Source organism: Vibrio sp. 1CM7H (assembly GCF_023161645.1).
Taxonomy (GTDB): Bacteria; Pseudomonadota; Gammaproteobacteria; order Enterobacterales; family Vibrionaceae; genus Vibrio; species Vibrio diabolicus.
The window spans coordinates 238,735-250,882 of record NZ_JALNTV010000003.1; the positions used below are offsets into that span (position 1 = coordinate 238,735).

Below are 12,148 nucleotides of genomic sequence, written 5' to 3' on the forward strand. Positions count from 1 at the left end.
ATGGAAAGCATTCAAGGATGGTTAAACGGTTTTGCTGTCGGCCAAGAGACGTTACTCATGGGGTTGATCCTCATCACCACCGTGTTAGTGGTGATGACGCTGGGCTCGATAATTATCGGGGTCAACTCGCCAATTAAAAGAAAGTTAGCCGAACTGTCTGGTGATAAAAAGGAAGTCTCTCACCACAACAAAAAAATGGCTGACACATTGGAGTCGTTAGCGCCTTTAACTTCGCCAACCAGTGAAAAAGAGCGCCAAACGACACGCAATAAACTGATGCATGCTGGGTTTCATGAAAGCAATGCATTGTCGATGTTTTATGCCATTAAATCGGTCACAACAATACTAGGTGTGATGGTGGCAGCACTGGTGTATTTCTCGATTCCGGAATCTAAATATCTGTACACCTACATGGCGTTATCCGTATTTATTGGGCTTCTGATTCCTGATTTTATTTTGCGCCGAATGGTCAACAAGCGTCAGCAAGCGATTCGTGCAGGTGTGCCCGACATGCTCGATTTGCTGGTGGTTTGTACCGAATCAGGGCTTGGCTTTAATGCGGCTTTGCGTCGCGTTGCAGACGAGTTGGTTATCTCTCACCCAGAGCTTGCCGATGAAATCGACACGGTGTGCAACAAAATTAAAGCGGGTAAACCAATGCCTGAAGCCTTAAGGGAGCTAGTATTAAGGACAGGGTTAGAAGAATTGATGGGGCTGGTGAGCATGCTTAGCCACGCCTCTCGAATAGGTGGGAGCTTAGTCAACTCCTTGCGTGAGTATACCGAAGACTATAGGGATAAGCGTCAACAAGCAGCAGAAGAAATTGCTGCAAAAATCCCAGTCAAAATGATGTTTCCAATGGTGCTGTTTATTTGGCCATGTTTTTTCATCGTGGCTATTGGACCTGCGTTAATTTCATTGGCTGAGGCATTTTCTAATTAAAAAGCAAAATAGGGATCGTTATGTGGATTAAGAAATACGTCATCATCTCGTTGTTGGTGCTTACCGCATGTTCAACAACTGAACAGTCATCAGACTTCGATTCAACGCTGTACTCAGGTAAGCCCGTTGAGTCACTCACCAATGATGAACCTCCAAAAACAGAGGAGGAGGCAATCTCTCGAGGGGATATTGCATTAAGCAATAAAAATGTCGACTTAGCGTTGTATGAATACATTCGCTCGCTCTCTTTTCCTAACGCGGTCCATAAAGACAAAACGTTATACACCGTGGGGCGCATCCATTTGGCAAGAGAGAATTCAGAACTTGCGGATAAATCATTTCGAGCATCTTTAGCAGAGAACCCTGATCACATTGGTTCCCTCACAGAACTTGGCACTCTATATACGAAACGTGGCGAAAAGGACGTCGGGAAGAGTTACTACATCCGCGCTTTGAATGCTGACCAAATTCGTATGGATGGCGATCCTATTATCACCAAAGACAATATTACAGCTGAGAGCGTTGCAACGTATCGCTATGATGATAAATCACCGGTTTCTGCTTACTCTGGTCTAGGTGTACTTTACGACATTCGTGGCGACCACGATATTGCGCAGGCATTGATTCGAAAAGCGTTGGATATTGATTCAAGAAACGTCAATGCTTTAGTCAGCCTAGGCTATTCCTACTACATGGAAAAAGCTTATTCAAAAGCGGCGCACTTTACTCAAGCTGCGCTGAGCATTAAGCCGGGGGATGAAAAGGGAATCAATAACTTGGGTCTCATTGCACTGGCAAAAGATCAACCACGACAAGCTCTGAGTATTTTTAGTCGACACATGACAGAGCCGGAAGCACTCAACAATGTTGGTTACTTCTTGATCCTTCAAGGCAAACCAGGCGAGGCGATTCCTTATCTACAACAGGCTATTGATAAGAACCCTGCCTACTATGAACTGGCAAATAAAAACTTAGAGCGAGCATTAGCAATGGTCAGAGAGCGAGGAGATACCTCTACCGCACTTCTCCAATAACTTCACAGTCTATTTAAAAAGAAAGCCACTCAGCAAGATAGAGTGGCTTTTCATTTTTGGGGACTTTTTCATTTCTGGGGAGTAGTGCCGTTGTAAAATTGTTTGTTCAATTAGCCGTTCATTCGCTTCTTTCAGGGTAAGAAGCATAGCGCCGCAAAGCCCAACCAACTATCTTCCATAACATCACCGTCAAGAGTGTTGCGAGGTAGCCATCAATCGCATAATGCCAGGCTAAATGTACCGAACCGATTTGAATGATGACGACGAAAGCGTAAGCAAAGTAGCCGATGGTTTTGTTGAGTCTATAAATTGATAGCGCCATCAAAACAGCAATGGAAACGTGCAAACTCGGCATTGCCGAAATGCCAGAGCCAATACCATTGGCATTCGCGATGTACTCATCCCAAAGATATTGCTGTGTAGGCAATGCCCACAATTGCCCAGCGTCCACATTGGTAAGATATTGGCTTTGGGCTTCGAGCGTTTTCATCAGAGGAACAAACTGTTCATCTCCGGTGATAAGCTCCACGTAGCAAGGACCTGCTGAAGAGAGTAACGTGGCGAAGAAGACACCAAGAATCATCCAAGACAATGCGAACGTGAGTAAAAATTGTTGCCTTACCAACGGGTATTTTTTGTAGATAAGGAAAAAGATGAGTATACCCCACATACAAAAAAACCATGCGTTGTAGGCAACGTTTAGCGTCAGTGAGGCCCAAGCATTGGAGAATAATGCATGGGTCAATTCCCAAGGTGCAACGCCGAAGTGCAACAGCGTATCAATATTCGCAAAGGTTAGATCCCATTTAAAAGGATTGATGATTGGAATAAGCGATTTCAAAAACGTGTGGTTAGAGAAAATCAGGTTAAGTGCCATCATCGAAACAAACACTGATACAGGGCGGTGCAGTGGAAAAATAAGATGTTTCAGTTTTCGTATGAAGCGCTTTGCTGGCTGTTTTTCTTTGCGCAGTATGAGATAGAAATAATAATAGATACACCAGCTTAAACCTGTGACATACAAAGCTTGCATGAGCGTTTCAAGGTAAGTGGTAAAAGAGTAATCAATAGGGAAATCGAGGTATAAAGAACAAAGATAAATGACAGCAGTCGAGATAAAGCAATAGGTGTAGAAAATCTTATCGATCAATAACTCGTTCTTCATAGACTGGAGCCAAGTCGCTGCTTTTTGCTGCCAACTTACGTTGATCTGGTAATTGTTGTCTTGTTCCATCGACGATCCATCATCTCTATCCTTCCAATGTCATTAAGCTTAGTTGAGAAAACGGGCACTTGTATTTAAGTGCCCGCTAAGAGTTTGTCGTTTAAGATTTTTACATCATGCCCGTGACAAGGCCTGCCGCCACAAAAAACACGATCATCCACAGCACCGAAAGGTTGAGCTTTTTGTGTATATAAAAACCTGCAATCACTAACGCCATGTCGATGGGAGCAACAACTGCGCTGCTAAATACTGGCTGGTAAAGTGCCGCGAGTAACAATCCTACTACCGAGGCGTTTACACCGTTGATGGCGCAGGAGACCAGCGGTTTACCTACCAATGCTTGCCAGTTTTTAAGAACGCCAAGCAGTAAAAGAAACCCTGGGAGGAATACGCCAAGCGTTGCGATCAGCGCGCCTAAAATTGGCGTATCCGAAAGCTCATAGCCGATAAACGTCGCAAAGGTGAACATTGGCCCCGGTACAGCTTGTGCAGCGGCGTAGCCTGTTAAAAATGCATCTTGGCTGAGCTGGTCGCCAACAATGTTTTGCAGAAGCGGCAGCACCACATGACCGCCACCAAACACTAAACTACCAGCTTGGAAAAAATCACTAAACAGCCCAAGCAAAGGCAACGTATGAGCCACTAACGGTAAGCCGAGTAAAAGCACCGCAAATAGAGCCAATGGCGCGATAGACGGTTTAAACGGCTCGGTTGATGGCGCGGAGTCTTTCTTCAGATATCGCATGCCGACAAAACCAGCTGCGATCAACACGAACATTTGCGTCATGATGCTTGGTGCCACCAGCAACGCAATCGCAGTCGCGACGCACAAACCCGCGGTCAGTTTGCTTTGGCAGAAGTTTTTGTACATGCCCCAAGTCGCATCCGCCACGACCACGACTGCGAGCAGTTTTAGGCCGTGAACGATGTTTTGGAACACTGCGGTGTCGGTGATTTGGCTGCTCACCATCGCCAGCGCCAACATGATGATCACCGAAGGAAGCGTGAATCCGACAAATGCTGCGCATGCGCCACCTAAACCGCCGCGTTTATAGCCTAAAGCAAAGCCGACTTGGCTTGATCCCGGTCCCGGCAAAAACTGACTGAGCGCGACGATTTGCGCGTACTCGCTGTCATCAAGCCATTTCAGTTTCTCAACAAAGGTTTGGCGAAAATAACCGATATGAGCCGCAGGGCCGCCGAAGCTGAACCAACCCAGCCAGAAAAAAGTTTTGAAGATGGTGAACATGTCGAGCCTGTTTATCTAAAAAGCATTGTTGCTAATTTATCGGATGCTCTAAAATGACTCAAATTGATAAATTTAATTTCATTTATGAATGAAATGGGATGAGGATATTGAAGTGAAAGAGGACATTCAGTGGCGCAACATTGACTTGAACTTATTGGTGACGTTTTCCTACTTGTATCGCTATCGAAGCGTTAGCGTTGCGGCAGAGAAAAGTTACGTTAGCCAGTCGGCGATGAGTCATAGTTTGTCTCGTTTAAGGTTGTTGTTTGACGACCCGCTTTTTGAGCGAAAAGGACACAAGATGGAGCCCACCGAGCACGCTCACCACATCGCGCCAACTGTGCATCATTTGCTGGACTCTATCGCCAAAGACTTGCTCACTAAGTCTGTCTTCCAGCCTGAAAATTATGCGGGTGTATGTCGCATTGGGTTAACGGATTATGCCGAGTTTATTTTTGCTCCTCGGCTTTATGACGAAATACGCCAGCGCGCCCCAGAGGCGCAGATCAGTTTTATTAACGTCAATCGTAGCAACTACGTGGCATTAACTGAGCACGAAAAGCTCGATGTCATTATTGGCAGCATGCCAGTGTTGGATGACAACTTTGAGAGCTTGTACTTGTACACGGAAAAACACGTGTGTATGTGTGATAAACAGGTATTGAAAGGGGAAACACAGCTGTCTCTGGAAGCGTTTGCGAACATAGAGCAAGCTCTGGTAAGTCCCGATGGGAGCTTAAAGACACAAGTAGACCAAAAGCTCGCAGAACATGGCTTGAGCCGTAAAGTCACCGTGGCGTCGCGCAACTTTCTCACTATTCGGCATCTATTGAAAAAGCGCGATCTCATTGCCATCGTGCCAGAAAAAATGGCGTTGGCGGAGGGCTTTTCGGACGATCTCATTACTGTTAAGCCGCCGATCGCCGTTGCGGATTTTGATATTGCCATGCTGTGGCATTCCAGCCGAAACAATGAAGACAAAGGCATTTGGCTACGCGAGCTGGTTTCTTCGACCATCACCTCTCACATATAAAAAAGGGCACCAAAGGGTGCCCAGAATGTTTGTCATTGAGAGTCTGTGTTATACCGCTTGCGAAGCTGGCGCGGCTTCTTTTATACGCTCTTCCTGATTCAATGATTTTTCGTATTGGCTGTACTTCCACCAAGCAAAGCCAAGGAAAATCACGATACCGCCAACGTTGTAGAAAATGATGGTCATGATGTCGGCCCCTGTAGGGAAGGTCGATGCTAAGAAACCAACCGTAAAGATAGCGATCAGTACCGATACGGTAGCGATGCCCATTTTGCGTGAGCCCATTTTGAAATCACGCTCGACGTGATCCAGTTTCAAGCGCAGATTCAGGTACGCCAACATGATAAACAGTGGTGGCAGCATCGAGGCGGCTGCCGTCATGTTGATCACAGTGTTCATCAGATCTTGAGCGGTGTTAGAACCTAATGTTGGGATGAGCATCAGTGGGACAACGATAAGGAACTGATACCAAGCTGCGCGAGCTGGTACGCCGTTTTCGTTCAGCTCTACGGTTTTCTTACCAAAAATGCCTTCTGGAATCTCAGAGAAGAAGATTTTCACTGGCGTTGCTGTCCACATCAGTAGAGAGCCAAACATAGCGGTAAAGGATACCAAGCCTACAAAGCGGTTCATCAATACTTCTGGCAAACCAAAGTACGCAGCCAAACCTTCAAATACTTGTACCGAGCCACCCGTGTATTTTAGGGTTTCGCTAGGAACAAACACGTTAATCAAAACAGACGCGACTGAGTAAAGCACACCGATAAAGATACCTGCGATGATGATGACTTTAACAAACGATTTCGAGCCGCCTTTCACATCGTTTACGTAAACCGCGACCGATTCCGCACCGCCTGCCGCCATAAAGATCCATGTAGTAATGCCTAAAAATGCCCAGCTGAAATCAGGGATCATCGCTTCTACAGTAATTGGGTCAGCTGGTTCTATGCCGCCGATCAACGCAGCGCCAGCCAGTAAAATGTACGACATTGTCAGTAGCAGCATGAGGGAGGAGGTCACCGACGTAATTGGCCCCAACATTTTCGCGCCGTTTGTCGATACGTAGGTTGCAAACGCAAACAAAATCATACTGAGCACGGTAGTGGTGAATGGCGTCAGAATGTATTCATAGCCCAAGAACGCGTAAGACGCATAAGCGATAACACGCGGCAGCAAGGACGTGAAGAAGAATAGGTTAACGAACCAATAAGTGTAGGCAGAGATAAACGCCCAGCGACCGCCGAGTGAGCTTTTTACCCATGCGTAGACACCCGCTTCAGAATCTTTATTCAGAGATACGAATTCTGCGATGATCAAACAGAAAGGGATGAAATAAAAAATGGTCGCCAGAAAGAACATTGGCGCAGACGCTAGACCGATCTCGATATTGTTATTGATTACGTTATTAAAGCTAAATACTGCGGCAAAGGTGAGGGACAACAACCCGAATTTGCCTATCGTATTACGTTTGGATTCAGACATGTTCTATCTCCGGTGAATCACGTTGGAATTGTAGGGAGGAAGGGCTTGTAATGCTGTGACCACAGCCCTTCTCTTGTTTTATTTATTTAGGAAGTAGCCATCTTCGATGGTCACTTTGAGCACCACTTTTCTTACGCGGTTGTCTCCGTGGAAGCGGTACGCTTCACTGTTTTCAAAAATCGCCACTTGGCCTTCGCAAAGCTCACGTGTTTCACCCTGACCAGAAAAAAATTCGCGGTCGGTTTCATCACGATAAGCTTGTTCTAGTGTCAAAGCGGTTTTATCCGCGAACTCAACGGTTTCTCGGCCTTCGAGGTAGTAATGCACATCGAAGTAACGACGGTTACCGATGAACGTTTCGGTTTGTTTTGCGATGCCATCCTCAACCATGTAAACCAGTGAATCGCCAATCGAGTGCATCACGCCATCTTTGATGTTGCCGATGTTGCCAATGGCTTCCACACAGCGGTTCCATTTACGACCGTTGCGATATACCTGTTTGAATTGCTCTAAGCTGTCTAACACGATCATGGGTTACGCCTCGTTGACTGGTTGAGTATTGGTTTGAGTGAAAAACGCGTTGTCGAAATCATGGTTTGCCATCACTTGTGCGTTGCAATCGCCTGCTTGCAGTGGCATCAGCGTCAAACCGTAACGGAACTCGTCCATGTACACGCGGTAAGAGTCGAGCACTTCGCTGCCCCATGAGTTCGAGCCTAACCCCATCACTTGATGGTCAAGGTTAAGGGTGATGTAGCCACTCTTTTCTAGCTCGATCGTATGTTGCGCTTCATGCAGATTTTGGTTGGTGTAGAACCACGCGCTGAAGTTGATTTCTTGCTGAGGTTTCACCAATAACCCTGTGCCATGACGGTTGGTGAGTGAGGCCCATCGCACGTGTTGGCGGTTGCCATTGTTTTGCGGGAACGGGTAGTTCTCGAACATGTCCTCGACGGTGCTGTGGTAAACATCAATGAGGTTGGCTTGGCAACTGTCTTGGTAGTTTTCTTCTGGGCCACGACCGTAGTAACTCACTTGATCAAAGCTGCCGTTGATGCCCAAATCCAAGCCGATGACCGGAATCACGTGAGGGTAGTCGCCGTAGCGCTCGCCACTCAGTTCCACGTTCAAATGGCCTTGAGCATTGATTTGATAGCGATAGGTACAACGCATGCCAAAATCAAAGACCGGCGGCGCAATGATGCTGGTGGTCGTAATCAAGACGGAATCATCGGTTGCTTCCACTGCAAGCGTGCGGAAGTGTTCCTGCATGATTTGCAGATGCGCAGGGTGCCACAACCCTTCGTACTCTTGTTTGTGGTTATCAATCATTGGTTTGAAGAAGTTCAATCTTGGCTCTGATTGAATCAACTCTTCACCATTCACACGCCATGAGGTCAGTTTGCCGTTTACTTTCGAGAAAGTGAGCGTGAAGTTATGACCTGTGATCACGTGCTCTAGGCGGCTTTCTTCAAGTACCAATGGTTGAACATTGTGGTTGACCAACGCAGGCAACGTCGCGGTGTTTTCTTTCAGTTGGAATTGATACACCGCAATTTCATGGTTGGCTTCGCTGTAAAGCGTGCGACTGTCTTTGCGTACGGTGAAGTTAACAAAGGCTTCGCGCTCATCCAATTCTGGCAAGTCGATGGTCACTTTACGTTCGCTGTTGGCGACCAAAGCTTCGACTTTGAATTGCACGCTACGCAGGGTTTCACCTTCGGCACGCACGTCAGCAGTAATGGTGTAATCATCGAGGTTGGTGAACCACAATTTGTTCTCAACGATAAAGCGGTCATGGCAACCTTCAACGGCGCGGATTTTCACCGGTGCAATGACTTGTTTGTATTCTTTCAGGCCAGGGCCCGGGGTTTGATCTGGGTAAATCAGACCATCCATGCAGAAGTTGTAGTTGTTTGGGTAGTCGCCATAATCGCCGCCGTATTTGTAGAACTCTTGGCCGTGCTCATCACGCGCTAGAATGCCGTGATCACACCATTCCCAAACGTAGTGACCTTGAATGTGGTCGTGCGCATAGAACACGTTTTGGTATTCCGTCAGACCACCCGGCCCGTTACCCATCGCGTGGGCGTATTCGCAGATAATGCGTGGCTTCTCGTGTGGGTGTTCGCCAAAGTAATTCATCAGTTGAGCACGTGAGTACATCGTCGAAATCACATCGACGACTTCAGCATCGCGGTCTTCTTCGTAGTGAACCAAACGGGTGTCATCAATTGCTTTGGTCGCGGTATACATTGCACGGATGTTACAGCCATAACCCGATTCGTTACCGAGTGACCACATGATGATAGAAGGGTGGTTCTTTTGCGCATGGACATGACGCACTGCGCGATCGACAAACACCGCTTCCCAAGTAGGATCATTGGTGATACGGCTCAGGTCGCCAACGTTGGCAAAGCCGTGGGTTTCCACATCGGTTTCTGCCATCACAAACAGGCCGTAAATATCACACAACTCGTAGAAGCGTGGGTCGTTCGGGTAGTGTGCGGTGCGAACTGAGTTGATGTTGTGTTGCTTCATCAAAATCAGATCTTTTTCCACGCGGTCCATGCCCACTGCGCGACCTTTTAGATGATCGTTGTCATGACGGTTGACACCATGCAGCATCACGTATTGGTTGTTGATGTAGAACAGGCCATCGCGCACTTTGATATCACGGAAACCCACGCGTTGTGGGATCACTTCCACTACGTTGCCTTGGTGATCTTTTAAGGTAATGAACAAGTGGTAAAGGTAAGGGTTTTCAGCCGTCCAATGCGTTGGATTCACCATATCAATCGCAAAGCTTGTTGAGTGGTGGTTTTGGATAGTCAGTGAATCGCATTGACCACTGGCTACGACAGTGCCTTTGTCATGCAGCGCGTATTCCAGCGTATAGCCAGACGCGATAGCGGTAGAAAGATTTTCCAATTCGACTTGAGCACTGAGCGTCGCACTTTGGTAATCGTCGGCGAAATCGGTGCGAATTGTTAGGTCTTGGACGTGAATGTTCTCTTTTCCGATTAGGTAAACATCACGGAAGATCCCCGCCGTCCACCACATGTCTTGGTCTTCAATGTAAGTGGAATCGGCCCACTGCATCACGCGTACAGAGAGTAAGTTTTCGCCTTGTTGGACGAACTTGGAAATGTCGAATTCCGCTGTGAGTCTGCTGCCTTTACTAAAGCCGACGTACTCGCCGTTTATGTATACTTCAAAGTAGGTTTCCACGCCGTCGAACTTGATGATGGTTTGTTGGTTATCCCACTGTGGACCAAGTGTAAATGTGCGTTGATAAGCGCCCGTTGGGTTGTCGGTTGGTACAAACGGGACGTCGATCGGGAATGGGAAGCCCTCATCGGTGTATTGCAGATCGCCGTGGCCTTCCATTTGCCACATGTTTGGGACGGTAATGTGTCCCCAGTCGTTCATTGTTTGTGAGTAAAACTCATCAGGTACCAACATTGGGTTGGTGAAATAACGGAATGTCCATTGGCCGCTGAGCAACATAAAGCGGCGACTCAGTTCACGTTGAAAGGTTTGTGCGCTCTGAACAGAGTCGTAGGAGAAAAAGTACGCACGCGGTGCCATACGATTCTCGTGTAAGTGTTGGAAGTTTTCCCAATTGTTCACGTTTTGATCTCCCCTCGGCTTGGTGCGCTTATGTTGGAGTGCGGGACGGTTTCATCGCGGCTCAACATCAGTGCAAAAATAACGGCCGATGTATTGTGAAAAATGCTTATGAATAATCTGAGAAAGATATTAGTAAAAGTTTTACTAAAATAAATTAGTGAAAACGTTTTACTTTAACTTGGTCACGTTTTAAATGACCAATGTTGAGCAAGATGTGATCAGCGTAAAGGAATGCGTTCTAGATTGTTTTGGAAAGTAAAAACAGTAAAAATTCGGTAGAAAATAAAAGAAGAGATAAAAAAGCACTGAAAATTCAGTGCCTTATTTGAGTAGTTTTGAGGGTGTTTTTATCGAGTTGTGCCGCGTAGCTTGAGCTTGCTTGGAACGTACACTTGAAGGGGCAGTGCGCGTCCGTCACGGTATTTTTCTACTAACAAGTTCACGCCTTGAATGCCCATCATTTCAGAATGAATACGAACGGTAGATAGAGGTGGGAAGGTAAAGCGCGCGGTAGGGATGTCGTTCACGCTGATCAGCGCAATATCATCAGGAATGTTTAAACCAAACTCATGCACTGCTCGTAACACACCAATCGCAATGGAGTCCGAAGCAATGAACATCGCTTTTGGGAAATCGCCTTTGGCCAGCATCTCTTTCGCTAAGTCATAACCGGACAAGCTAGAGAAATCGCCACGATAAATGTCGTCTTCAGAAACTACACCTTTTAGATTGCCGTAGTCCACAAACGCATTTTCACGAATGTCTGCGGTGTTGGGCTCGTCTTGTCCACCAATAAAGCCGATGCGTTCGTAGCCTTGTTGTACAAAGAAATCAACCACTTGCTTGCTGATTCTTACAAGGTCGATATCAACGCAATCGTAAGGGCTAGTTGGATCTGAAAAGTCGATGTAACAGATGCTATCGGCTAGGCGTTTAGGTAACTTATTGACCACCTTTTGGTCGACTTTCCCGACTAAAAGGACACCCGTAATCTTTTGCGTTTCAACATCAATTTCGCTGTTGTAGCAATTGGTTAGCGTAATGCCGAGTTTGTCGCACTGAGTTTCAATCCCATGACGAATCGACAAGTAGTACGGGTCATTCACTTCTGCTTCTTGTTTGTAATTGTACAAGGCTAAAAAGTGATGTTTTTGCTTGGCTTCTTTGGTGGCTTTCTTCGAGCTGCTGGTGCGGTACTCCAGCTTTTCTGCGATTTCTAAAATGCGGCGTTTGGTTTCTTCTTTAACGCTCAACGTCGGATCGTCATTCAAAACTCGCGATACAGTTGCAAGTGAGACGCCCGCTTCAGTGGCGATATCTTTTAGTGTTGCCATGTACATTTCCCGTTGGCATTGCTCACAGTCCAAGTGAGAACTCAATAATCTGGCTATTGTAAACAGCTACTTAGGGATGCACAAACTTTTAGTAAAATCGTGCGATCCACGAAAGAGAGCGGTATCTGCTCGACTCATCTTAACTGCTCATCATCTTCCTGGTTTAATTTAACTAAATCCTGCATCTAAAATAAGGCTTTTGTGTAATTTTGTGGA

General features: G+C 46.5%; 9 protein-coding genes. 3 read left to right on the forward strand and 6 right to left on the reverse strand.

Annotated features, from left to right (window positions below; all coding sequences use genetic code 11):
• Together MSG33_RS13195 and MSG33_RS13200 are read left to right on the forward strand one after the other, a co-directional pair.
• Entirely contained in the window at positions 1-942 is a 942-nt protein-coding gene (locus MSG33_RS13195) for a type II secretion system F family protein (protein WP_047008928.1), read from the forward strand.
• A gap of 20 nt (positions 943-962) precedes the next feature.
• Positions 963-1,976: a tetratricopeptide repeat protein gene (locus MSG33_RS13200; RefSeq protein WP_006742396.1), complete on the forward strand. Its 1,014-nt coding sequence runs from the start codon at positions 963-965 to the stop codon at positions 1,974-1,976.
• Positions 1,977-2,094: 118 nt separating this feature from the next.
• On the opposite strand, the gene MSG33_RS13205 is transcribed toward MSG33_RS13200, so the two are convergent.
• Both MSG33_RS13205 and chrA read right to left on the reverse strand, forming a co-directional pair.
• On the reverse strand, positions 2,095-3,210 hold the full coding sequence (locus MSG33_RS13205) for a phosphatase PAP2 family protein (protein WP_248381256.1): 1,116 nt from the start codon (positions 3,208-3,210) through the stop codon (positions 2,095-2,097).
• Positions 3,211-3,310: 100 nt separating this feature from the next.
• Complete coding sequence (gene chrA / locus MSG33_RS13210; protein ID WP_248381257.1) at positions 3,311-4,450, reverse strand: chromate efflux transporter; 1,140 nt, start codon at positions 4,448-4,450, stop codon at positions 3,311-3,313.
• Positions 4,451-4,538: 88 nt separating this feature from the next.
• Here chrA and MSG33_RS13215 point away from each other — a divergent pair, with 88 nt between their 5' ends.
• Positions 4,539-5,483: a LysR family transcriptional regulator gene (locus MSG33_RS13215; RefSeq protein WP_248381258.1), complete on the forward strand. Its 945-nt coding sequence runs from the start codon at positions 4,539-4,541 to the stop codon at positions 5,481-5,483.
• 48 nt (positions 5,484-5,531) lie between these two features.
• On the opposite strand, the gene MSG33_RS13220 is transcribed toward MSG33_RS13215, so the two are convergent.
• The 4 genes from MSG33_RS13220 to ebgR all read right to left on the reverse strand — a co-directional run bounded on the left by MSG33_RS13220 (position 5,532) and on the right by ebgR (position 11,932).
• On the reverse strand, positions 5,532-6,965 hold the full coding sequence (locus MSG33_RS13220) for an amino acid permease (RefSeq protein WP_248381259.1): 1,434 nt from the start codon (positions 6,963-6,965) through the stop codon (positions 5,532-5,534).
• Between the two features lie 78 nt (positions 6,966-7,043).
• Positions 7,044-7,496, reverse strand: a complete 453-nt coding sequence (locus MSG33_RS13225) for a beta-galactosidase subunit beta (protein ID WP_020835434.1) — start codon at positions 7,494-7,496, stop codon at positions 7,044-7,046.
• A 3-nt stretch (positions 7,497-7,499) separates the two neighbouring features.
• The gene (gene ebgA, locus MSG33_RS13230; protein WP_248381260.1) at positions 7,500-10,598 is read right to left on the reverse strand and encodes a beta-galactosidase subunit alpha; all 3,099 of its coding nucleotides are present in this window, start codon (positions 10,596-10,598) and stop codon (positions 7,500-7,502) included.
• 347 nt (positions 10,599-10,945) lie between these two features.
• Positions 10,946-11,932: a transcriptional regulator EbgR gene (gene ebgR, locus MSG33_RS13235; RefSeq protein ID WP_005482344.1), complete on the reverse strand. Its 987-nt coding sequence runs from the start codon at positions 11,930-11,932 to the stop codon at positions 10,946-10,948.
• Positions 11,933-12,148 lie beyond the last annotated feature (216 nt).